The organism is Capillimicrobium parvum (genome assembly GCF_021172045.1).
GTDB lineage: Bacteria > Actinomycetota > Thermoleophilia > Solirubrobacterales > Solirubrobacteraceae > Capillimicrobium > Capillimicrobium parvum.
In genome coordinates, this window is sequence record NZ_CP087164.1 from 1,964,973 (window position 1) to 1,988,475 (window position 23,503).

Consider the following 23,503-nt stretch of genomic DNA (forward strand, 5'->3'; position numbering starts at 1 on the left):
CGGGACGCTACCGGCGCCGTCCGACGCAGCGCGCGGGCGTAGGATCCGGCCGTGCTCAAGCTCGGTTACAAGGCCTCGGCGGAGCAGTTCGCTCCGCGGCCGCTTCTCGAATATGCCGTCGCCGCCGAGGACCTCGGCTTCGACAGCGTCGTCGTCTCCGACCACTTCCAGCCGTGGCGCCACGACGGCGGCCACTCGCCGTTCTCGTTCTCGTGGCTCGGCGCCGCCGGGGAGCGGACGAATCGCATCGAGCTCGGCACGAGCGTGGTCGCCCCCGCCTACCGCTACCACCCCGGCATCGTCGCGCAGGCGATGGCGACGCTCGGCTGCCTGTTCCCGGGCCGCGTCATGCTCGGCATCGGCACCGGCGAGGCGATGAACGAGGTGCCGCTCGGCGTAGCGTGGCCCGAGCAGAAGCAGCGCTTCCAGATGCTCAAGGAGTCCGCCCAGCTCATGCAGGAGCTGTGGGCCGACGAGCGCGTCTCGTTCGCCGGTGAGCACTTCCAGACGCAAGACGCGACGATCTACGACCGGCCGGAGGGCGGGGTGCCGCTCTACATCGCGGCGTCGGGCCCGGCCGCGGCCCGCCTGGCGGGGCGGATGGCCGACGGCTTCATCACCACGAGCGGCAAGGACCCGGCGCTGTACTCCGAGAAGCTGCTGCCCGCGGTGCACGACGGCATCGAGAAGGCGGGACGCCAGGCATCCGACGTCGAGCTGATGCTCGAGGTCAAGGTCTCCTTCGACGAGGATCTCGACCGCGCGCGCGAGGACACCAGGTTCTGGGGCGCGCTGGCGCTCAAGCCCGAGGAGAAGATGGGCATCGAGGACCCGATCGAGATGCAGCGCCTCGCGGACGCGCTGCCGGTCGAGCGCACGGTCAGCCGCTGGATCGTCTCCGACGACCCCGCCGAGCAGGTGCGCCAGATCCAGCCGTACATCGATCTCGGCTTCACGCACCTCGTCTTCCACTTCCCCGGCCCCGACCAGGAGCGCGCGCTTCAGCAGTACTCCGAGCACGTGCTGCCGCGGCTGCGCGAGCCGGCCGCGTAGGACCGGCGCGCCGGGTCCGGGCGCCGGATCCCGGTGAACGACCGGTGACTTCACGTCCCTGCAACAGGGAGGCTCAGGGCGGCTGCTTGGGTGCCGCCAATGGGAAGCGCACGATGCATTTCGATACTGCTGGCGGCCGCCGTCCTGGCCCCGCCGGCGACCGCCATCGCGGCTGACGACGCCGAACGATCGCGCGGGCCGGAAGGCGACGCACTGGTGATCGGACACCGCGGGGCGTCCGGCTATCGGCCGGAGCACACGCTCGCCTCGTACCGCCTCGCGGCCGAGCAGGGGGCGGACTACGTCGAGCCCGATCTCGTCAGCACCAGGGACGGCGTGCTCGTCGCCCGCCACGAGAACGAGATCGGCGGCACGACCGACGTCGCCCAGCACCCGGAGTTCGCCGGCCGCCGGGCCACGAAGGTGGTCGACGGCGTCCGGATCACGGGCTGGTTCACGGAGGACTTCACGCTCGCCGAGCTCAAGACGCTCCGCGCGAAGGAGCGCATCCCACAGATCCGCCCGGCCAACGCGGCCTACGACGGCCAGTTCGAGGTCCCGACGTTCCAGGAGGTGCTCGACCTCCGCAAGCAGCTGTCGAAGGAGCTCGGGCGCGAGATCGGCGTCTATCCGGAGACCAAGCACCCGTCGTACTTCCGCGCGATCGGGCTGCCCCTGGAGCCGCCACTCGTGCAAGCCCTCACGCGCAACGGGCTCAACCGCCCGAACGCCCCGGTGTTCGTGCAGTCGTTCGAGACCGGCAACCTGCGTGCGCTGGACCGCGAGCTGAAGGTGCCGCTCGTCCAGCTGCTCGGCGCGCCGGATGACCATCCGGCGGGGGACCCGCGGGTCTATCGCGATCTGGCGGCGCCCGCCGGCCTGGCGTCCATCGCCCGGTACGCGGACGGTGTCGGGCCGTCGAAGGACTACGACGTCCCGCGCAATGCCGACGGGAGCTCGGGCACGCCGACGTCGTTCGTCGCCGACGCCCACGCCGCCGGCCTGCAGGTCCACCCGTACACGTTCCGGCGCGAGAACACGTTCCTGCCGCTGGAGCTGCGCTCCTCGCCGGACCCGGCGGGCATCGGCGACCTCGAGGCCGAGATCCGCCGGTTCGTCTCGATCGGCGTGGACGGGTTCTTCACGGACGACCCGGACATCGGCGTCGCGGCGCGCCGGACGACGCTGGCCGTGATCGGCGACACGCCGTACGGCGACGTGGAGGTCGGGGCCGTGCACATCGCCGGCTCGGACGACGACCGGGCGCCCTGGTTCGGCGACCGCAGGGATGCGGCGGGACAGCCGCGGCCCGAGACTCCGCAGGAGCGCGCGCTGCGCGAGCACGAGGTGGCGACCCGCCAGGCCAACAACCTCGCCTGGATCGACCGGATCTTCGCCGAGGCGCGCCGGTCGCGTGCCGCAGGCGTGGCGATCGCGCTCCAGGCCGACATGTGGGACCCCTCCGCGGGCGACCTGAGCGGCTTCGACGCCTACAAGGAACGCCTGGCCAAGCGCGCGCACGCGTTCGGCAAGCCGGTCCTGCTGCTCAACGGCGACTCGCACGTGTACACGTCCGAACAGCCGCTGGCCGGCGTCCCGAACGTGTCGCGCATCACGGTCAACGGTTCGACGACGTGCCCGCACGAGTACCTGCGGCTGTCGATCGACCCGCGCTCGCCGGCGGTCTTCGCCCACGAGCGAGTGCCGCTGCCGAGCACCGCGCAGCTGTGCGGAGCCTGACGGGCGCGCCCGAGACGCCCTGACGTTCGATCACAACACAGGAGAACCATGCATCTCAAGCACGTGGCGCCCGCCGTTCTGACGGCGGCTGCCCTGACACTCCCGGCCGCCGCGTCGGCCGGCGTCGCCAACGGACAGATCGAGCCGGCCACGACCGGCCCGAGCAGCTCGCAGGCGCCGTACATCGTCCCGACCCAGAAGCACGTCGGCGTGACGTCGGTGCTGAGCGTGGGCGACACGGTGACGACGCCGGCGGGTGCGCCGTACCGCATGGCCGGGATCGCCGACGGCCTCGGCGCGTTCGACAACGCCGACGGGACGTTCACGCTGCTGATGAACCACGAGCTGCCGTCGGCCGCGGGTGCCGTGCGCGCCCACGGAGCCACCGGCGCGTTCGTGTCGAAGTGGACCATCGCCAAGGACGACCTGCGCGTCCTGCACGGTGAGGACCTCATCCGGCGCATCGCGACGTGGAACCCGGCGACCGGGGCGTACGACGCACCGGCCACCGGCATCGCGCTCAACCGGTTGTGCTCCGCCGATCTCGCGGCCCCGACCGCCTACTACAACCCGACCACCGGCCTGGGCTACGACGGACGGCTCTTCACCAACGGCGAGGAGAGCTCGGGCGGCCGCGCGTTCGCCCATGCGATGGACGGAACCTCCTACGAGCTGCCGGCCCTCGGCAAGACCGCCTTCGAGAACGTGGTGGCCAACCCGGCGGCGGGCGACAGCACGGTCGTGGTGGCCACGGACGACTCCACCCCGGGACAGGTGTACGTGTTCCACGGCCGGAAGCGGTCGGCCGGCTCGCCGGTCGAGCGGGCGGGCCTGGACCAGGGCGCCCTGTACGGGATCAAGGTGCCCGGGATGTCCGACGAGAGCACGGGCGACTTCGTCGCGTCGGGCCGCTTCCAGCTGGCCCGGGTCGGCGACGGAGACGCCCGCGACATGTCGGGCACGGAGCTCGAGGCGGCCTCGGATGCGGCCGGCGTCACGCGGTTCTGGCGTCCCGAGGACGCCTCCTGGGATCCGACGAACCCGCACGTCCTGTACGTCACGACGACGGCGAGCTTCACGGCCCCCAGCCGGCTGTGGAAGCTCACGTTCGACGATCCCGCCGACCCGGCGAAGGGCGGCACGATCGAGGCCGTGCTCGACGGCACCGAGGGGCAGCACATGCTCGACAACTTGACCGTGGACGGGCGCGGCCGCGTGCTGGCGCAGGAGGACCCCGGCAACCACCCGTACCTGGCGAAGATCCGCAAGTACTTCCCGCAGCAGGACCGCCTCACGACGGTGGCCGAGCACGACCCCGCGCGCTTCGCGCCGGGCGCGCCCGGGTTCCTGACGCAGGACGAGGAGTCCTCGGGGATCGTCGACGTGCGCGCCATCCTCGGCGAGGGCTGGTTCCTCGGCGACGTGCAGGCCCACTACCCGCTGAGCGGCGAGCTCGTGGAGGGCGGCCAGCTCTTCGCGCTGTACGTTCCGCCGGCGCAGACGTTCGGGACCGCGCAGTCGCGCTAGCGGTCGGTTCGCCAGGGGGCGTCGTTCGCGGCGCCCCCTCGGCGCCCCTCAGAAGGCGAGGGTGAGGGGGTTTTCGAGGAGGTGGCGGATGCGGGCGAGGAATTGGGCGGCGTCGGCGCCGTAGAGGATGCGGTGGTCGCAGGTGAGGGTGATGGTCATGAGGTGGCCGGTGGTGATCTGGTCGTTGCGGATGACGGGTTGTTGGGTGATGGCGCCGACGGCGAGGATGGCGGCTTGGGGTGGGTTGATGACGGCGGTGAAGTGGGTGATGCCGTACATGCCGAGGTTGGAGACGGTGAAGGTGCCGCCGGCGAGCTGGGGCGGGCGGATGGTGTTGTCGCGGACGCGCTCGGCCAGGCCCCGGGTGGTGCGGGCGATGTCGCCGAGGGATTTGGTGTCGGCGTCGAAGACGGTGGGGACCACGAGGGCGTCCTGGCCGGCGACGGCGACGCCGATGTTGATGCGGGTGTGGAGTTCGTAGTGGCCGTCGCGGTAGGAGCCGTTGGCGTGGGGGAACTCGCGGAGGGCAAGGGCGGATGCTTTGACGACCATGTCGTTGAAGGAGGGGACGGGTTGGTCGGTGCGGGCGGCGTCCTTGAGTTGGGTGCGTAGCGCGCGGGCGGCGGCCATGTCGACGTCGGTGGCGATCGAGAAGTCGGGGATGGTCGCTTTGGATTCGGCCATGCGGCGGGCGACGACCTGTTGTAGGCGGGTGAGCTCGTGAATGTCGACGTCGCCCTTGGTGCCGGCGGTGGTGGCGGGCTCCGGCGCGGTCGCGGGCGTCTCGGGCGGGGCGGGCTCGGGGGTGGGGGTCGGTGTTTCGGCCGGTGCGGGCGCGCTGGCGGGGGCGTGGGCGGCGGCGAGGACGTCGGATTTCACGATGCGGCCGTCGGGGCCGGTGCCGGTGAGGGCGTGTAGGTCGATGTCGCGTTCGCGGGCGATGCGTCGGGCCAGTGGTGATGCCTTGACGCGGTCGCCGCCGTTGCCGGGCGCGGCGGCGGGCGCGCCGACGCCGACGCCGACGCCGACGCCGGCGCCGGCGCTGGCGGGGGCGGCCGGCGCTTGGGCGGGGGCGGCCGGCGCTTGGGCGGGGGCGGGCGCTGGTTCGGCGGCCTGGCCGGCGGGCTTGCCCGCGGTCTCGGTTTCGGGCGCGGTGGCGGAGCCGTTGGCGGCGGCGGGTTCGGCGGTGGTGCCGATGGTGGCGATCACGGCGCCGATGGGCAGGGTGGTGCCTTCGGCGGCCACGATGTGCAGCGCGCCGTCGGTGTCGGCCTCGTAGGGCATCGTGGCCTTGTCGGTCTCGATCTCGACGATCTCCTCGCCGCGGTTGACGGTGTCGCCGTCGGCTTTGAGCCAGCGCAGGATCGTGCCTTCCTCCATCGAGTCCGACAGCCGGGGCATCACGACTTCAGGCACCACAGACCTCCAGCGCAGCGGACAGGATCTTCGCCTCGTGCGGAAGCGCCGCATCCTCGAGGCTCGTGACCTCCTCGACGTACAACGGACGGCTCGTCGCGGCCACCGCCACGGAGACCGGCGATTGCCATTGCGCTCTCGTCATGTACAGTACCCTACCACCAGTGGGTGGGAAGATCGACGCAGCGGAGCTCGAGTGCTTCTCGTCGCGATCGGAGCGGTGATCTCCCCCGGACAGCAGGACGGCGACAGGCCGCCGCACTGGCGATGATTGGAAAGCCAAGTTGATCGAAGACGGTGAGACGACCGGCGGGCGTGCCGCTGTGCCCACCGGCGAGGAGGCATGAACTCGATGGCGTTCGTTGGGGTAGACATCGGCGGCACGTTCACCGACATCGTTCGCATGGACGAGTCGGGCGACGTGCACATCGACAAGGTCCCGTCCAGCGGAGATCCGATGGTGCTCGTCCGCGGGATCACCCAGCTCGGTGTGCAGCCGGAGGAGCTCGGCTTCCTGGGCGTGGGAACCACGGTCGGCACGAATGCGCTCATCGAGCGCAAGGGAGCGCGAACCGCGCTGATCACGACGCGTGGCTTCCGCGACCTGCTCGAGCTTCGGCGCACCGACCGCCAGGAGCTCTACGACCTGCAGTGGGATCTTCCGGCGCCGCTGATCCCGCGTTGCGATCGCCTCGAGATCACCGAGCGGGTGAGCTGGCGCGGCGAAGTCATGGTGCCGCTCGCCGAGGACGAGGTCGACCGCATCGTGCGCATCGTGCGCAAGCGCGGGATCGAGTCCGTCGCGATCGTCTTCCTGCACTCGTACACCAACGACGCTCATGAGCGCCGGCTGCGCGACATCCTGCACGAGCAGCTGCCCGACCTCGAGATCTCGATCAGCTCCGAGGTGCTTCCGACGTATCGGGAGTTCGAGCGCACCGCGACCGTCGCCACGAACGCGTACCTCGCGCCCGTGATGCGCCGGTACTTCGGCGCGCTCCGCGCCGCCCTCGATGCCGAGGGTTACACGCGCGAGGCCCAGGTGATGCAGTCCAATGGCGGACTCGGCTCGATGCGCAGCGGGGCGTCGACTCCCGCCCGGCTCGTGCGCTCGGGACCGTCGGCCGGTTGCATCGCGCTCGAAGAGCTGGGGCGCAGCATCGGCGAGCCGAACATGATCGGCCTGGACATCGGCGGAACGAGCGCCGATGTGTCCATGGTCTGGCAGGGCAAGGCCAAGCTGTCGGACCGCAACGTCCCCGAGTGGGGCCTGCCGGTCCTGCTGCCGAGCATCGACATCATCTCGATCGGTGCGGGCGGTGGCTCGATCGCGCACATCGACAAGGGTGGCTCGCTGCACGTCGGTCCCGAGAGCGCCGGTGCGAATCCCGGCCCTGCGTGCTATGGGCGCGGCGGCACGAACGCGACCAGCACGGACGCACAGGCCGTGCTGGGCCGGCTCGGGAGCGAGCAGCTCGTGGGCGGAGGCTTTCCCATCGACCCCGGACTGGCCGAGCAGGCGATCGCCAGGAACGTCGCGGAGCCGCTCGGCATGGACGTCGTTCAGGCGGCCGAGGGGATCCTGCGCATCCTCACCGCGAGCATGATGCGCGCCGTCCGGCTGGTCACGATCGAGCGCGGCGCCGATCCGCGCGACTTCGTCCTCTGCGGCTTCGGCGGCAACGGTCCGATGTACACGGTCGACATCGCCCGCGAGCTGTCGATCCCGCGGGTCGTCGTGCCGCGCTTCCCCGGGGTCTTCTCGGCGTACGGCGTGCTGCGCTCAGACATCGTGTACGACGCGTCGCAGACGCTGCTGATCGCGCTCGAGCCGGAGGCCGGTCCGACCGTCGAGGGGCGACTCGACGTCCTGCGTACGCGCGTCCTCGACGAGTTCGCCCAGGACGGGATCGACCACGAGCAGGTGAGCTTCCGCTATGTCGCCGAGCTGCGCTACAAGGAGCAGCTGCACGAGCTGGCGGTGGAGTTGCCGGATGCCCGCATGGACGCCGAGTCGATCCGCCGGCTCGAGCAGGACTTCCACGCCGGACACCTGCGGACGTTCGGCCACTCGGAGCCCGAGGATGCGGTCACGCTCGTCAACCTCAAGGTGTTCGGCACCCGCGCCGGTGGGGCGAACATCGAACCGCGGGCCGCGACACAGACCGACGAGCCGCGCGGCGAGCGGTCCGTGTACTTCGGCGGCCACGGGTTCATCCCGACCGCGGTCGTTCCGCGCCCGAGCATCGGCATCGGCGAGCGCGTGGACGGCCCGGCGCTGATCACCCAGGTGGACACCACCTGCGTCCTGCCGCCGGGGTCGCACGCAACCTGCCGACCTACCGGGGATCTGATCGTGGAGGTTGGAGCATGAGCGCGTTCGAGCGTCGACTGGATCCGGTCACGTTTGAGGTCCTGAAGAGCGCCTTCGTATCGGTGTGCAACGAGATGGCGCTCGCCGTCGAGATGTCCGCCTACTCGACCGTCATCTCGGAGGGGCGCGACTACAGCGCGACCCTCTACGACGCGCACGGCAATCTGGTGGCGCAGGGCATGGAAGACCTGCCCTCTCATGCCGGCACCGCCGCGTTCACGGTGCGGGCGACGATCGAGCGGCAGGGCATCGAGCGCATGCGCCCGGGCGACATGTTCGTCATGAACGACCCGTTCATGGGCGGCACGCACCTGCAGGACGTGCGCGTCGTCGCGCCGATCTTCCGCCAGGACAAGCTCGTCGGGTTCGTCGCGACGACGGGCCATTGGTCGGACGTCGGTGGCATGGTGCCGGGCTCCTTCTACATGGAGGCGAGCGAGATCTACCAGGAGGGCGTCCAGATCCCGCCCGTGCCGATCGTGCAGGAGGGCGTGCTCAACGAAGCGGTGCTCGACCTGCTGCTGCACAACATGCGCGTGCCGGGCGAGCGCCGAGGAGACCTCCACGCGCAGATCGCGGCCTGCCGCGCGGGCGCGCGGCGGCTCGTAGAGCTGATCGACCGCTACGGCGAGGACACCGTCGCGGACGCCATGGCACAGGCGCAGGACTACTCCGAGCAGCTGTTCCGGAGTGAGATCGCCCTGATCCCCGACGGCAGCTACTCCTGGGAGGACTGGATCGACCAGGACCCCAAGACCGGCGAGCCGCAGCCGGTGCGTCTGACGATGCGCATCAAGGGTGACCAGATCACCTACGACGTGACGGAGTCCGCGCCACCGGTCCATACCGCGATCAACTGCACGTACCCCGGTCTGTGCAGCGCGATCTTCATGAGCACGAAGGCCCTGTTTCCGCAGGTGATGATGAACGAGGGGCTGCTCCGGGCGATCGAGATCGTCGTGCCCGAGCGCAGCATCGTCAACGCGCCGCGCCCGTACCCGGTCGGCGGCATGGCGGCCACCGCGCTCGAGCGAGTCATCAACTGCATCCTCGGCGCGTGGTCGCAGGCCGCGCCCGAGCGCACGACCGCGGGCCACTACAACATCATCAACATCGTCTTCGGCGGTCGCGACGAGGAGACCGGCGAAGAGCACGTCGCCTACGTCTGGACCGAGGGCGGCACCGGTGCGCGCGCGACGAAGGACGGCGTGAGCGGCGTGATGATGTTCTTCTCCGCGAGCACGCGCAACATCGCGGTGGAGATCCAGGAGCGGCGCGCGCCGGTCAGCTGGGCCGGCTACCAGTTCCGCCAGGATTCCTGCGGGCCGGGCGAGCACCAGGGCGGCCACGGGTCGATGCGGCGCCTGCACTGCGACGCCGACGGGCTCGTGCTGTCCGCGATCGGCGACCGCGAGAAGTTCAAGCCGTGGGGGCTGTTCGGCGGCGGCGAAGCGGCGAGCCAGCACCTCATTCGCTACCCCGCGGTCGGTGGCGAGGAGTCGCTCGGGATGTTCTTCTCCAACCAGGGGCTGAAGGCCGGCGACGAGGTCGCGTACCTGTCCACCGGCGGCGGCGGGTACGGCCCGCCCGCCCGGCGAGACGTGGCTCTCGTGCTCGACGACCTCCGCAACGAGTACATCAGCGAGGAGTTCGCCGCGCGCCACTACGGCGTGGTGTGCGACGTCGTCGATCGCGAGGCGCTCGACATCCGCGTCGACGTCGAGGCGACCCGGGCGAGACGCTCGGAGCTGTTCGGCGCCGAGCATGCCGATCCGCCCGGCCTCGAAACGCTCGGGAGCGAGCAGCTGACTCGCGGGGCCGCGACCGCATGAGCTCGATCCTCGGTACAGGCATCACGCCCATCGGCCGTCATCTCGAGCAGTCGCTCGCCGAGCTCGCCCAGGCTGCCGCCGGCGACGCGCTGGCCGATGCCGGCGTCGACCGGTCCGACGTCGACACGGTCGTGTTCGCCAACGCGTTCGCGGGCATGGTCCAGGGTCAGGAGTCGGTCCGCGGTCAGGTCGTCCTCGGTCGCGCGGGCTTTGCCGGGGCGGCGATCTACAACGTCGAGAACGCGTGCGCGAGCGGGTCGAGCGCGGTTGCGCTCGCGCACCGCCTCCTGCAGGCGGCCGCGTCGGAATGCGCCCTCGTGGTCGGAGCCGAGAAGCTGCACCACGCGAGCCGCGACGTCTCGCTCCGGGCGCTCGCGACCGCAACCGACATCGACGAGATCGACGAGGACGATGTCGCGCGTGGGGTGTTCATGGCCCACTACGCGGGCAAGGGGCGCGAGTACCTTGACGCCCACGACGGGCAGATCGAGCATTTCGCCCTCGCGGCGGCCCGCAGCAGTCGCAACGGCGCCCGCAACCCCTCGGCGCAGTTCCGGGTCGCGTGCACGCCGGACGAGGTGCTCGCCGCCCGGCCGATCATCGACCCGCTGACGCTGCTCATGTGCTCACCGATCTCGGACGGCGCGGCGGCCGTGGTGCTCGGGCGCCAGCGCCCGGGGGCGCCGCGGATCCAGGCCAGCGCCACGGTCTCGGGCTGTGACGGCCGAGACCCCTCGATCGAGGCCGCGCGCAAGGCGTTCTCGGAGGCGTCGGTGTCACCGGACCAGCTCGATGTGCTCGAGGTCCACGATGCCGCGATACCCGGTGAGCTGCTCGCCCTCGAGGCGCTCGGCGTCTGCGGCAAGGGCGAGGCCGGGCCGTGGATCGCGGACGGTCGCAGCGACCTCGACGGTGACGTCGCCGTGAACACCAGTGGCGGCCTGGTGCGCCGCGGGCACCCGATCGGTGCCACCGGCGTCGCCCAGATCGTCGAGGTGGCGGACCAGCTGCGCGGCCGCGCGGGCGAGCGACAGGTCGAGGGCGCGCGCCTCGGTGCGTGCCATAACGCGGGCGGCGTCCTGTGCGACGAGCCCGCCGTCGCGGTCGTGACCGTGATGGAGGCCGCGTGAGCGTCGGGGAGGAGAGTCCGAGCTCCGCCGCACAGCGGCGCTGGGAGACCCTCGCGGCGCGCGTGGCGCAGATGCGGGAGGCCATCCCGTACGTCACGGCGAACACGGAGCTGCTGGAGTCCCGGCGCTCGCAGATCGCCGAGGCGGCGTATGCGGCGTTCTGCGCCAACGGCTTCCGCTCGACGTCGGTGAGCGATGTCGCCGGGCTCGCGGGCATGGACAAGCGCACGCTCTACGACTACGTCGGCGACAAGCCCGACCTGCTCTACCTCGTGTTCCTGCACTTCCTGCCGGACCAGGTCAAACGCATGGGCAGCGCGCTCCGGGACCGGGACGACCCGGTGATGCAACTGCAGAGGATGGGACGCGCGCACCTCAGGTTCCTGGCGGAGTATCCCGGCCTCGGCCTCCTCTACTACCGCGAGATGCGGTACCTGCACCGTGAGCAGATCCGCGACCTGCTCTGGCTGATCGGCGAGACGATCACGCTCTATCGCACGGCGATCGAGCGCGGGGCCGCCGCGGGGCTGATCGTCACCGACGACGCGCATGTCGCAGCGCGGGTCTTCGCGGCGGGGCTCGATATGCCGAGCCTCACGGCGTGGGATCTCGCGAGCTCCGATCCCAAGATCGTCGAGCGCGAGATCCTGCGCTTCGCGCTCGACGGTCTGCGGGCTCGTTAGGACCATGCGAACCAAGGGATCCATGCTTCAACTGTTGACGAACTGGTATCCTCCCACCGGTGGGTGGGAGAGAGAGACAGCTGGCCGCGATGACCACTGAGAGCGGAAGCGCCCGCGCCGTCGAGGGAGACGCCGCCCTCGCCCTCCTTGAGCAGATGATCTTCATCCGCCGCTTCGAGGAGCGCATGCACGAGTACGGCGCCCACCCGGACATGGCCGGCACCGTCATCCATACCGCGGTCGGTCAGGAGGCCAGTGCCGTCGGCGCCGCCGGGCTGCGCCGCCCCGGCGACATCCTGTTCTCGACCCATCGCGGTACGGCGCACTGCCTCGCGTGGGGCATCGACCCGGTCGCCCTGCTCGCCGAGAGCGTCGGCCGCGTCGGCGGACTCGGGGCCGGGCTCGGCGGTCACATGCACCTGTTCGACGCCGCGGAGGGGCTGCTCGGCACGAACGGCATCGTCGGCGCCGGCGTGCCGCTCGCGGTCGGCGGCGCCCTCGGGCTCGCACTCCGCCGGGCGGGCGGCGCAGCCTTCTGCTACTTCGGCGACGGCGCCGCGAACACCGGCGCGTGCCTCGAGGGGCTGAACCTCGCCGCGGTGTGGAAGGTCCCGGTCCTGTTCGTCTGCGAGGACAACAAGTTCGCCGAGACGACGTCCTCCTCGGAGCAGACCGGCGGCAACCTCCCCGACCGCGCCGCCGGGTTCGGACTGCACACGCTGGCGGTCGACGGCAACGACGTCCTGGCGGTGCGGGCGGCTGCCGAGGAGCTGCTGGTGCGAGTTCGCGCCGGGGAGTCGTGCCTGCTCTATTGCGAGACGCTCCGCGTCAACGGGCACTACGTGGGCGATCCGCAGCACTATCGCCGCACGCCCTCCGGGGACGACGTGTCCGTCCTCGACCCGATCGACCGCCTCGCTGAGACGGCCGGCATCGCGGACGACGACGTCGCCGCGGTGACCGCCGCCGCCGACGCACGACTCGATGAGATCTACCGGGAGGTCCTTGCGATGCCCCGCCCGACCGCCGACCAGATCCTCGGAGCGAGGACGTCGTGAGCGAGCGCATGCTCAAGGAGTGGCAGGCCGTGAACGAGGCGCTGCGCGAGGAGATGGAGCTCGACGGGCGCGTCGTGGTGTTCGGTGAGGACCTCGCCAAGGCGGGCGGGACCTTCGGCCAGACCCGTGGACTGCTCGACCGGTTCGGCCCCGAGCGCGTCCGCGACACCCCGATCTCCGAGCAGGCGATGGTCGGCGCCGCCGTGGGAGCGGCGATGGCCGGGCTGCGGCCGGTCGTCGAGATCCTCTACATCGACTTCCTCGGCATCGCCTCGGACCCGCTCGTCAACCAGGCGGCCAAGGTCGAGTACTTCACCGCCGGAGCGCTCAACGCGCCGATGGTCGTCAAGTCCGGCGTCGGCACGCTGCAGGGGATGGGCGCGCAGCACACCCAGGCGCTGGAAGGCTGGTACGCGCAGGTCCCGGGTCTCAAGGTCTGCTGGCCGGCGACCCCGGGCGACGCCAAGGGTCTCCTCAAGGCGGCGATCCGCGACGACGCTCCGGTGTTGTACATCGAGAGCTTCGACCTCCTGCGCGCGCGGGGACCGGTCCTCGAGGGGGAGGAGTCGTTCGTGCCCCTGGGCGTGGCCGACGTCGTCCGCCGCGGCCGCGACCTGACGCTCGTCACGTGGGGCACGATGCGCCGCATCGCGCTCGAGGCGGCCGAGGAGCTGGCGTCCAGGCACGCGATCGAGGTCGAGGTGATCGACCTGCGTACGATCTATCCGTGGGATCGCGCGACGGTGTTCGAGTCCGTCGCGGCAACGCACCGCTGCCTGGTCGCGACTGAGGCGGTGAGGGACTTCGGCCCTGGTGGCGAGATCGCGGCGGAGGTGGGCGAGGCCTGCTTCGACGACCTCGACGCTCCGGTGACCAGGCTTGGCAGTCCGCGCGTGCCCTCACCACACTTCAAGGAGTACGAGGCTGTGCGACTGCCGAGCAAGGACCAGATGACCGACGTGATCGCCGCGATGGTCGGCGGCGACCTCGCCCAGGAGGCGACGGGATGATCGACTACCGACTCGAGCAGCGCACGATCGGCCAGGTGCTCGCGGACAAGGCGGAGCGGGTCCCCGACCTGCCGTACCTCCTGTGGGAAGACGAGTCGTTCACCTACGCGGACGTCGAACGCCTGAGCAACGCGCTCGCGCGCGGCCTCGCGCAGCGAGGCATCGGGCGAGGCTCGCACGTCGCGCTGTTCATGGACAACTGCCCCGAGTACCTGTGGGCGTCGTTCGCGCTCGGCAAGCTCGGCGCGGTCGGGGTCCCGATCAACACGGCGGCGAAGGGGCAGCTGCTCCAGTACCTGCTGAGCAACAGCGATTGCACCGACGCGATCGTCGACGCGGGATACGCGGCGACGGTTCGGGCCGCGGTCCCGCAGCTGCGGGTGATCGAGCGCGAGGCGCTTGCGGCGATCTCCGGCGAGCACATGGATGGCGCCGAGACCCCGCCGGACGCGGCCGTCTCGTTCAAGGACCCGTGGTTCATCATGTACACGTCCGGCACGACCGGGCCGTCGAAGGGCGTCGTCTGTCCCCACGCCCATCCGCTCACGGTGGGCTACCGCGTCGCGCGAGCGTTCGAGCTCGGCCCCGAAGACCGTCTGTACACCTGCCTGCCGATGTTCCATGGCAACGCGCTCTGGTACTCCGCGCTGACGGCGGTCTGGTCGGAGTCCTCGATCGCCCTCGTCCCGCGCTTCTCGGCGAGCCGCTTCTGGTCGGACATCCACCGCTACGGCGCGACCGAGTTCAACGCGATCATGAGCGTGGCGACGATCCTCGAGAAGCTGCCACCCACGCCGGAGGAGCAGGACAACCCGCTGCGGCTGGCGTTCGTCGTGCCGCTGCCGCTGCGCCGCCAGGAGCTCGAGGAGCGGTGGGACCTGAAGTTCACCTGCAACTACTCGATGACCGAGCTCGTGCCTCCGGCGGTCCTCCGAGCGGGGGAGGGGCTCGACCGGCCGAACGTCTCCGGGCGCCGCGTCGAGCACGTCGAGATGCGGATCGTCGATGAGGACGACCGCGAAGTGCCGCCCGACACGCCGGGCGAGATCGTCGTCCGGCCGAAGGAGCCGTGGACGATGTTCACGGGCTACTACAACAACCCCGACGCGACCGCGACGGCGTTCAGGAACCTCTGGTTCCACACCGGTGACCGCGGCAAGGTCGATGCCGACGGGTTCTTCACGTTCGTCGATCGGACGAAGGACGCCATCCGCCGGCGCGGCGAGAACATCTCGGCGCACGAGATCGAGATCATCCTGGAGTCCTGCGACGCCATCGCCGAGGCGGCGGCGGTCCCGGTGCCGTCCGATCTGGGCGAGGACGAGGTCGCCGTATACGTCGTCGTCGCGGCTCACGAGAAGGGCTTGTCCGAGCTCGACGTCGTCCGGTTCGCCGAGGAGAACCTGCCGTACTACATGGTGCCCCGTTACGTGGCGCTCGTCGACGAACTGCCGAAGACCGCCTCCCACAAGAAGGAGAAGCACTCGCTGCGCGAGCGTGCCCTGCGCGAACGCGGCGAGTTCTGGGATCGGGTCGACCAGGGCATCCAGATCCGCCGGCCCGACGGCACCGCCGCCCGCTGACCTGGCCCATGGACAGTTCGATGCGAAAGCTCTGGCACAACGAACCCACCCACCAGAGGGTGGTTCATGAGAGGACGGTGGAGACCCTATGAGGGCATGGCGCGTTCATGAGTTCGGACCGCTCGACAACCTGCGCTTGGAGGACATTCCCCGGCCCGAGCCGGGACCGAACGACGTCGTCATCCGCATCCGCTCGATCGGCCTCAACAGCTCCGAGCTGCAGATCGTGCGCGGCATGTACGAGAACGACGGGATGGACACGCCCTTCAAGTGGGACTCCCATCTGCCGCGCGTGCCCGGCATCGAGGGCGCCGGTGAGGTCGCGGCCGTGGGCAGCGACGTGACGTCGCACAAGGTCGGCGACCGCGTCACGGTCAGCTACTGGTTCTGCTGCGGCGAATGCGATCTCTGCCGCAGCGGCATCGAGAACATGTGCTCGCAGGCCGCGCACTTCGACACGATCCAGTTCGGCCGGACCGCCGACGGCGCCTACGCCGAGTACGCGAGGGTGCCCGCGCCATATGCGGTCCCCATCCCCGACGGGCTGGCCTTCCAGGATGCGGCGGCGCTGACCGTTGCGGGCGGCACTGCGGCGAACATGCTCTTCGCCCACGCCGACATCCGCGCCGACGAGACCGTTCTCGTGACCGGTGCGGCGAGCAACATCGGCGTGATCGGCCTCCAGCTCGCCAAGATGGCCGGGGCGAGGCGCATCGTCGCCACCGCCGGCAGCGACGAGAAGCTGCGCAAGCTCGAGCAGCTCGGCGCCGATGCGACGATCAACCACACGGAGACGCCCGACTTCGCCGAGCGCGCCATCGAGCTCAACGGCGGCGAGGGGTTCGACATCGTCTACGACGTGCCGGGCGGCTCGACGATCAGCCCGGCGCTGCACTCCGTCAAGCCCCGCGGCCGCATCGTGCTGGCCGGCTACATGGGCGGCAAGACCGCAGAGATCAACCTGGTGCGCATCATCATCTTCGAGGCGCGCATCCTCGGGTCGGCGTCGTGGACGCGGCCGACGCTGAGCTGGGTGCTCGATCTCGGCGCGCGAAAGCGGATCCGGCCGGTCATCGACACGGTGTACGACTTCGAGCAGCTCCCGGAGGCGCTCGGCCGGCTCGAGCGCCGCGAGGTGTTCGGCAAGGTGATCGTGAACGTGGACTGATGGACGGCGCGGCCCTCCGAGCACCCGAGCGGCATCCCGGCCCCACGGAGCGGCTACGGGCGGACGCCCGCCGCCACCTGTGGCACTGGGGCGTGCAGCTCGCCACGTGGCCGGAGGCCCCGCTGACCCTCGTGGAGGGTCGCGGGACGACGGTGGTGGACGCGGACGGCCGCGAGTACCTCGACGCGATCAGCGGACTCGGCGTCGTCCAGGTCGGGCACGGCTGCGGCGAGATCGCCGAGGCGGTCGCTGCTCAGGCCCGCCGCCTGGCGTTCGCTTCGCTGGCCAACGGCGTGTCGAACGACGTCGCCACCCGCCTCTCCGTCGAGATCGCCCGGCTCGCCCCGGGCGATCTCGAGGTGAGCTTCCTCACGACGGGAGGCGGTGAGGCCGTCGAGACGGCGATCAAGATGGCCCGGCAGTACCACGCGCTCAGCGGGGAGCCGCGGCGGACGAAGCTCATCGCCCGCGAGGGGTCCTACCACGGGCTCACGCTGGGGGCCCTGAGCGCCACCGGCGTTGCGGTCTCACGGCGCCCGTTCGAGCCCTTGCTGCCGGGCTTCCACCACGTGGAGCATCCCGAGCCGGCGCGCTTCGACGGGACGTCCGAGGAGTGCGGCGAGCTCGCGCTGCGCAGCCTCGAGGCGAGGATCGAGTTCGAGGGGCCCGAGACCATCGCCGCGTTCATCGCCGAGCCGGTGTCGACCGCGGGCGCGATCAAGGTCCCACCGCCCAACTACTGGCCCGGCGTCCAGCGCATCTGCGCGCGCCACGGCATCCTGCTGATCGTCGACGAGATCTTCTGCGGCTTCGGCCGCACCGGGCGGATGTTCGGCGGCGAGCACTGGGACGTGCGGCCCGACATCATGACGCTCGCGAAGGGGATCACCAGCGGCTACGCGCCGTTGAGCGCGACGGTCACCAGCCGCAGGATCGCCGACGCGTTCTGGGCGGGGCCCGAGACCGAGTTCCAGCACGCCGCGACGTCGGCCGGCCACCCCGTGTCGTGCGCCGCCGCGCTCGTGAACATCGCCGTGATCGAGCGTGACGGCCTGGTCGACCGCGCCGCCGAGATGGGTGCGCTGCTGGGCGATGCGCTTCGGCCGCTCGTCGAGCTCGACGGCGTGTCGCACGTGAGCGGGATCGGCCTCCTCTGGGGTGTCGAGCTCGAACGACCGGACCCCGCGCGCATTCGGCGGCTCCTGGCGGCGCTCCGCGAGCGTGGGGTGCTGGCGCGCGGGTCTGCCACCAACGTGTTCCTGTACCCCCCGCTCATCGTCACGGCAGCGGAGGTCGATCTGCTCGCGGGGGCGGTCGCCGACGCCCTGACCATCTCGGCGAGCGAGTGACGCACTGTGCGCGCGACGACATCGCTTTCCGTTCCACACGACCCCTCCCACTGGTGGGAGGCACCGAGGAAACATCCAACGACCGCTCCCCCGTGGGAGCACGAGGAGTTCTCATGAGAGCAGTGGTACCCCGTTCCTCCCAAGGCCTCCAGCGCTGGCTGCTGGCCATGGCCGCCATCGCGGCGCTCGCGTTCGCCGTGGGTTGTGGCAGCACCGACGACGAGGGCGACAGCGGCGGGAGTGGTGCGACCGGCGCCACCAGCGCCACCAGCGCCGAGCAGAGCGCGTCGAATGAGAAGGACCCGATCGTCGTCGGCATGAGCGGCTCGCTGAGCGGACCGCTGAACGTCTACGACAAGCCGCTTCTCGCCGCTGTCGAGCTCGCCGCGGACGACATCAACAAGGACGGCGGCATCCTCGGACGCCAGGTCAAGGTCGTCTCCAACGACAACAAGACGGACATCAACCTCGTCGAGCGTCAGGCCAAGGCGTTGCTCGAGAAGGACATCGACGTGATGATCCCGACCTGCGACTACGACCTCGGCGGGCCCGCCGCGAAGGTCGCGAACGAGCAGGGCGTCCTGGCCATCACCTGCGCCGGCTCACCGCTGTTCGGCGCCAGCGGCATCGGCCCGCTCTCCTACAACTCGTTCCCGGGCGTGCCCACCGAGGGTGCGGTGCTCGCGAGCTTCGCGAAGGAGAAGGGCTTCAAGCGCCCGTACCTGCTCGAGGACACCAGCCTCGAGTACTCCAAGAACCTCTGCAAGTACTTCGAGGAGGCGTGGAAGGCGATCTCCCCGGGCGACCCCGTCGTCGGCAAGGACACGTTCGTCAACAGCGACCAGTCGATCGCCTCGCAGGTCACGCGCCTGAAGGGCAACAAGGAGGCCGGCTTCGTCATGCTCTGCAGCTACCTGCCGGGCGGCGCGACCGCCCTTCGGCAGCTGCGGTCAGGCGGCGTCGATCTGCCGACGCTCGGCACGATCGGCTTCGACGGCACCGCGTGGATCGAGGCCGTCCCCGGGCTGAGCGACTTCTACTACGCCGCCCCGGGAGCGATCACGGGCGACGACCCGAACCCCGACATCAACGACCTGTTCAAGCGGATCAAGCAGAAGACCGGTGAGGCGCCGCCGAACTCCTATCCGGTCATGGGCTACTCCGAGATGCAGAGCATCGCGCGAGCCATGGAGGCGGCCGGGTCCACCGACGCCGAGGCGGTCGCGGCCGCACTGAACAAGTTCAGCGACGAGGAGCTGCTCGCCGGGCCCACGACGTACACCGAGGACTGTCACATCCCGGTGGGTCGCCCCATGCGGGTCATGCAGTTCGACGGTGGCAAGCTGTCGTTCCTCGAGTCCATCAAGCCCGAATCGGTGCCCGAGGCGCCCTGCTGAGCGTGAGCGGGAGCCCCTCCACAAGCGTTTCCCCCCGGCCTGACGCCGGGGGGAGCCGCGACCTCCGACCGGCGCTCTCGACGCGTGGCGTCAGCGTGCGCTTCGGCAGCCTCACCGCGCTCGAGGACGTCGACCTGGAGATCCGCCAGGGCGAGATCCTTGGGCTGATCGGCCCGAACGGCGCAGGGAAGACGACGCTGCTCAACGTTCTGACCGGCTATCAGCGGCCGAGCGCCGGGACCGTCCGGCTCGGCGACCGGGACGTGACGAAGCAGTCGCCAGGGCGGCGCAGCCGCATGGGCGTGACACGGACGTTCCAGAACGTCCGGCTGTTCGCATCGCTGTCGGTCCGCGAGAACGTGGAGGTCGCCGCGCTCGGCGCCGGGCGCTCGCCGCGCTCGGCGCACGCGCTGGCCAGCAGCCTGCTGGCTCGGCTCGGTCTCGACCAGCGGGCGGACGTCGCCGCCGCGTCGTTGCCGTATGGCGACGAGCGCCGACTCGGCGTGGCGCGCGCGCTCGCGACCGAGCCGCGCTTCCTGCTGCTCGACGAGCCCGCGGCCGGCCTCAACGAGGTGGAGAGCGACGAGCTGCTGGAGTTGCTGCGCTCGCTTCCGGAGGCGTTCGGCTGCGCGCTGCTGATCGTGGAGCACGACATGCGCCTCATGACGCGGCTGTGTCCGCGTCTGCAGGTGCTCGACTACGGACGCACGATCGGGATCGGCTCTCCGGCGGAGATGCGGGCCGATCGCCGCGTTCTGGAGGCATATCTCGGAGCGGAGGAGGCTGCACGCGATGCTGAGGGTTGACGACCTCTCGGTGCGCTATGGCCGCGTCGAGGCGCTGCGCGGCGTCTCGCTCGAGCTGCGCGACCGCGAGGCGGTCGGCATCCTCGGCGCGAACGGCGCCGGCAAGACGACGTTGCTCGCGACGATCGCCGGGCTCCTGAGTCCCGCGCGCGGAACGATCGAGCTCGACGGGCGCCGCATCGACGGTTCGCCTCCCGAGTCGATCGTGCGCGGGGGCATCGCCCACGTCCCGGAGGGACGGCGGATCTTCGGCAGCCTCACGGTCGGCGAGAACATGCGTCTCGCGCGCAACGCGCGCCGCAACGATGGGAACTTCGCCGAGGACCTCGAAGGGGTGATGGAGCTGTTGCCGACGTTGCGGCGCCTGCTCGACACGCCGGCCGGCAAGCTGTCCGGCGGCGAGCAACAGCAGCTCGCGATCGCCCGCGCCCTGCTGTGCGAGCCGCGCGTGCTGATGCTCGACGAGCCATCGCTCGGCCTCGCGCCGCAGGTCGTCGACACGGTCTTCGAAGTGCTCGCGAGCCTGCGCGCCCGAGGCGTCACGCTGCTCCTGGTCGAGCAGAACGTCCGTCGCACGCTGCGTCTCGTCGATCGCGCGTATGTCCTGCGCGCCGGGAACGTCGAGGTCAGCGGCTCGCGGGAGGAGCTCGCAGACTTCGAGGCCCTTGCCGACGCATACCTGGGAGCGGCCCGATGAGCACCATCATCCAGAACGCGCTCGACGCGATCGCGCTCGGCAGCGTGTACGCGGTGTTCGCGCTCGGCATCGCCCTGATCTTCGGCGTCATGCGTCTGGTCAACCTCGCTCACGGCGAGATCATCATGGCCGCCGGCTACACGCTGCTCGTCACGGGTGGATGGCCCTGGTGGGCGCGGGTCGGCGCAGCGCTGGCGGTCGGCGTGGTCCTCAGCGTTCTCATGCACCGACTGGCGTTCAAACCGCTGCAAGGGGCATCGGCGGTCACGTTGATGGTCGGCTCGCTCGCGGTCAGCGCATTGCTTCAGACGTCCGTGCTGACCTGGCGCGGCGGCAATCCGGAGGGCACGCGCAACCTCCCGCTCCTCAACGATGCCATCGAGATCGCCGGCGTGCGCGTCAGCGTCCTGAGCCTCGTCAGCGTCGGTGTCGTGGCGAGCCTGCTCGTCGGCCTGGCGGTGCTCCTGCGCCGAACGGACCTGGGGCTCCGCATGCGCGCCGCTGCCGAGGACTTCTCGATGGCGCGCATGCTCGGAGTCAAGGCCGACGCGGTGATCATGTTCGCCTTCGCAATCGCCGGGCTGCTCGCCGCCGTCGGTGGCGTGCTGGTCGTGTCTCAGACCGGTACGGTCACCCCGACGATCGGGCTCAGCGTGATGCTGTTCGGACTGATCGCGTGTGTGCTCGGCGGGCTTGGCAGCCTTGCCGGTGCCGTCCTCGGCGGCTTCGTGCTGGGGTGCGCCTCCGTCGTGCTGCAAGCGACGCTGCCGCTCGAGTTACGGCCGTACCGCGACGCGTTCCTGTTCGCCGGTGTGTTTCTCGTGATCCTGCTGCGGCCCGAGGGCCTGGTCCGGACGTCTGCGCTTCAGGAGCGTGTGTGATGCGAGAGCGCTTGTCTGCCGTATCGGTCACCCGTGCGCTGCGGGTCGCGGCGCTGCCGGCACTCGTCCTGTGCGTGCTCGCGCTCGTCCTGGACGGCGGGTCCTCGAGCCTCCAGGACACCGGCGCGCGTGGGCTGATCTTCCTGGTTGCCGTCCTCGGCCTCTACACGTTCATGGGCAACTCCGGCGTGATCTCCTTCGGCCACGCGAGCTTTGCGGCGATCGGCGCCTACGTCGGGGCCGTCCTGTCGCTCAACCCGGCGCAGAAGCTGCTGCAGCTGCCCGGGCTGCCGGAGTTCGCCGGCAAGGCCGAGCTGTCGCCGACCCTGGCGGTGCTGGTCGGCGCCGCGGGCGCCGCCGTGTTCGCCCTGGTGATCGTCGTGCCCATCGTGCGTCTCTCGGGACTCGCGGCGGGGCTGGCGACGTTCTCCATCCTCGTGATAGTTCGCGTGGTGATCAGCAACTGGGACGGGGTCACGCGCGGGACGCAGGGACTCAGTGGCGTGCCTGACGGCGGCGAGGGCCCGCTCGCCATCCTGCCATGGGCCCTGGGGGCGCTCGCGATAGCGGCCCTGTTCCAGTGCGGTCGCGCAGGGCGGCGATTGCGAGCCTCGCGCGAGGACGAGGTCTCGGCCCGCTCCGTCGGCATCCGAGTCGAGGTCGAGCGCGGCGTCGCGTTCGTCGTCAGTGCCGCGATCACTGGCGCAGCCGGGGTTCTCTACGCCCAGTACCTGGGCACGTTCGGACCCGACAGCTTCTACCTGACGCTCACGTTCATGCTGATCGCGATGCTGATCATCGGCGGCATGTCGTCGCTCTGGGGCGCTGTTCTGGGGACGATCGTGGTTGTCGCCATCACGGACATCCTGCAGCGCGTCGAGCAGGATGGCCTGCGCGCGGGGCCGGTCGATATCGGCAGCATCGAGAACCTGAGCAACATCGGGCTGGCGCTCGCGATGCTGGGGATCCTGATCCTGCGACCCGAGGGCATCGCTCGCGGGCGCGAGCTGCTGCCTCCTCGGCTGCGGCGGCGGTCGGCCATGAAGGGTGAGCCGGTGGACGCGAAAGATGGCGCCGGGATGCCGTCCGACGCGTAACCGTATGCTGCCGCCATGAGCGTCGTCCGCGGATCAGGCGAGCTGTCCGCCGCGCGGCGTGTGGCGGCCGTGGAACGCCGGGTCGCGCAGCAGTGGGCGGCCATCCCGTCGGTGACCGACAACGAGGAGCTGCTCCAGCGGCGGCGGTTGCAGATCGCCGGCGCGGCGTACGAGGAGTTCGCCCGTACGGGCTTTGCCTCCACGAGCGTCAGCACGGTCGCGCGGCACGCGGGAATGGACAAGCGCACGCTCTACGACTATGTGCGCGACAAGCACGATCTGCTCTACATCGTCTTCCTGTACTTCCTACCGCGCCAGGTGCAAGCCATCGGCGGGGCTCTGGCGGACGTCGACGATCCGGTCGACCAGATCAGGGCCATGGCACGCGCCCATCTGACGTTCCTCGACGAGCACGAATCGCTCGGCCTTCTCTACTACCGCGAGATGCGCCACCTCCGGCGCGAGCAGATCTCCGAGGTACTCGAGATGATCGGGGCGATCGTCGAGCTGTATGAGGAAGTCATCCGCCGAGGGGCCGACGAGGGACGCTTCCGGACCTCCAACGCACGGCTGGCCGCGCGGACGCTGGCCGCCGCACTCGACATGCCGAGCCTGACGGCGTGGGACGTGAGCAGGTACGACTTGAGCGCCATCGAGAAGGAGATCCTCCACGTCGTGCTCGATGGCCTCGTGGCGTAGGCC

At 70.5% G+C, this 23,503-nt stretch carries 19 protein-coding genes and 1 pseudogene; 18 read left to right on the top strand and 2 right to left on the bottom strand.

Annotated elements, in window-relative coordinates; translation table 11 throughout:
* Positions 1-51 precede the first annotated feature (51 nt).
* The 3 genes and pseudogenes from fgd to DSM104329_RS09795 all read left to right on the top strand — a co-directional run bounded on the left by fgd (position 52) and on the right by DSM104329_RS09795 (position 4,320).
* Positions 52-1,053 (top strand): glucose-6-phosphate dehydrogenase (coenzyme-F420), encoded by a 1,002-nt coding sequence (gene fgd / locus DSM104329_RS09785; protein WP_259315247.1) that lies wholly within the window; start codon positions 52-54, stop codon positions 1,051-1,053.
* Positions 1,054-1,152: 99 nt separating this feature from the next.
* A pseudogene (locus DSM104329_RS29060) lies at positions 1,153-2,235 on the top strand (glycerophosphodiester phosphodiesterase); the annotation flags it as partial.
* Between the two features lie 606 nt (positions 2,236-2,841).
* Complete coding sequence (locus tag DSM104329_RS09795; protein WP_259315249.1) at positions 2,842-4,320, top strand: alkaline phosphatase PhoX; 1,479 nt, start codon at positions 2,842-2,844, stop codon at positions 4,318-4,320.
* A 48-nt stretch (positions 4,321-4,368) separates the two neighbouring features.
* Here the strand turns inward: DSM104329_RS09795 and DSM104329_RS09800 are convergent, their stop codons facing one another.
* Both DSM104329_RS09800 and DSM104329_RS09805 read right to left on the bottom strand, forming a co-directional pair.
* Positions 4,369-5,736 (bottom strand): dihydrolipoamide acetyltransferase family protein, encoded by a 1,368-nt coding sequence (locus DSM104329_RS09800; protein ID WP_259315250.1) that lies wholly within the window; start codon positions 5,734-5,736, stop codon positions 4,369-4,371.
* The gene (locus DSM104329_RS09805; RefSeq protein ID WP_259315251.1) at positions 5,729-5,881 is read right to left on the bottom strand and encodes a hypothetical protein; all 153 of its coding nucleotides are present in this window, start codon (positions 5,879-5,881) and stop codon (positions 5,729-5,731) included. The genes DSM104329_RS09800 and DSM104329_RS09805 overlap by 8 nt, the downstream gene beginning before the upstream one ends.
* Before the next feature lie 207 nt (positions 5,882-6,088).
* Here DSM104329_RS09805 and DSM104329_RS09810 point away from each other — a divergent pair, with 207 nt between their 5' ends.
* The 15 genes from DSM104329_RS09810 (at position 6,089) to DSM104329_RS09880 (ending at position 23,500) form a co-directional block, all read left to right on the top strand.
* A complete protein-coding gene (locus DSM104329_RS09810) occupies positions 6,089-8,110 on the top strand; it encodes a hydantoinase/oxoprolinase family protein (protein WP_259315252.1) in 2,022 nt (673 codons plus the stop codon).
* Positions 8,107-9,942 (top strand): hydantoinase B/oxoprolinase family protein, encoded by a 1,836-nt coding sequence (locus tag DSM104329_RS09815; RefSeq protein WP_259315253.1) that lies wholly within the window; start codon positions 8,107-8,109, stop codon positions 9,940-9,942. Before DSM104329_RS09810 ends, DSM104329_RS09815 begins: the two co-directional genes overlap by 4 nt.
* Positions 9,939-11,072 carry a thiolase family protein gene (locus tag DSM104329_RS09820; RefSeq protein WP_259315254.1) on the top strand — a complete coding sequence of 378 codons (1,134 nt, stop codon included), beginning with the start codon at positions 9,939-9,941 and terminating at the stop codon, positions 11,070-11,072. The genes DSM104329_RS09815 and DSM104329_RS09820 overlap by 4 nt, the downstream gene beginning before the upstream one ends.
* Complete coding sequence (locus DSM104329_RS09825; protein WP_259315255.1) at positions 11,069-11,755, top strand: TetR/AcrR family transcriptional regulator; 687 nt, start codon at positions 11,069-11,071, stop codon at positions 11,753-11,755. Before DSM104329_RS09820 ends, DSM104329_RS09825 begins: the two co-directional genes overlap by 4 nt.
* Positions 11,756-11,844: 89 nt before the next feature.
* Positions 11,845-12,813: a thiamine pyrophosphate-dependent dehydrogenase E1 component subunit alpha gene (locus tag DSM104329_RS09830; RefSeq protein ID WP_259315256.1), complete on the top strand. Its 969-nt coding sequence runs from the start codon at positions 11,845-11,847 to the stop codon at positions 12,811-12,813.
* A gap of 8 nt (positions 12,814-12,821) precedes the next feature.
* The gene (locus tag DSM104329_RS09835) at positions 12,822-13,823 is read left to right on the top strand and encodes an alpha-ketoacid dehydrogenase subunit beta (protein ID WP_407655905.1); all 1,002 of its coding nucleotides are present in this window, start codon (positions 12,822-12,824) and stop codon (positions 13,821-13,823) included.
* Positions 13,820-15,406, top strand: a complete 1,587-nt coding sequence (locus DSM104329_RS09840; RefSeq protein WP_259315258.1) for an AMP-binding protein — start codon at positions 13,820-13,822, stop codon at positions 15,404-15,406. The genes DSM104329_RS09835 and DSM104329_RS09840 overlap by 4 nt, the downstream gene beginning before the upstream one ends.
* Positions 15,407-15,494: 88 nt before the next feature.
* Positions 15,495-16,574 (top strand): quinone oxidoreductase family protein, encoded by a 1,080-nt coding sequence (locus DSM104329_RS09845; protein ID WP_259315259.1) that lies wholly within the window; start codon positions 15,495-15,497, stop codon positions 16,572-16,574.
* Positions 16,574-17,923: an aminotransferase family protein gene (locus DSM104329_RS09850; RefSeq protein WP_259315260.1), complete on the top strand. Its 1,350-nt coding sequence runs from the start codon at positions 16,574-16,576 to the stop codon at positions 17,921-17,923. The genes DSM104329_RS09845 and DSM104329_RS09850 overlap by 1 nt, the downstream gene beginning before the upstream one ends.
* 113 nt (positions 17,924-18,036) lie before the next feature.
* Positions 18,037-19,320: an ABC transporter substrate-binding protein gene (locus tag DSM104329_RS09855; RefSeq protein ID WP_259315261.1), complete on the top strand. Its 1,284-nt coding sequence runs from the start codon at positions 18,037-18,039 to the stop codon at positions 19,318-19,320.
* A gap of 95 nt (positions 19,321-19,415) precedes the next feature.
* Positions 19,416-20,126: an ABC transporter ATP-binding protein gene (locus DSM104329_RS09860; protein WP_259315262.1), complete on the top strand. Its 711-nt coding sequence runs from the start codon at positions 19,416-19,418 to the stop codon at positions 20,124-20,126.
* Positions 20,113-20,823: an ABC transporter ATP-binding protein gene (locus DSM104329_RS09865; protein WP_259315263.1), complete on the top strand. Its 711-nt coding sequence runs from the start codon at positions 20,113-20,115 to the stop codon at positions 20,821-20,823. The genes DSM104329_RS09860 and DSM104329_RS09865 overlap by 14 nt, the downstream gene beginning before the upstream one ends.
* Entirely contained in the window at positions 20,820-21,704 is an 885-nt protein-coding gene (locus DSM104329_RS09870; protein ID WP_259315264.1) for a branched-chain amino acid ABC transporter permease, read from the top strand. The genes DSM104329_RS09865 and DSM104329_RS09870 overlap by 4 nt, the downstream gene beginning before the upstream one ends.
* Before the next feature lie 74 nt (positions 21,705-21,778).
* On the top strand, positions 21,779-22,801 hold the full coding sequence (locus tag DSM104329_RS09875; protein ID WP_259315265.1) for a branched-chain amino acid ABC transporter permease: 1,023 nt from the start codon (positions 21,779-21,781) through the stop codon (positions 22,799-22,801).
* 15 nt (positions 22,802-22,816) lie between these two features.
* Positions 22,817-23,500: a TetR/AcrR family transcriptional regulator gene (locus DSM104329_RS09880; protein ID WP_259315266.1), complete on the top strand. Its 684-nt coding sequence runs from the start codon at positions 22,817-22,819 to the stop codon at positions 23,498-23,500.
* Positions 23,501-23,503: the final 3 nt, after the last annotated feature.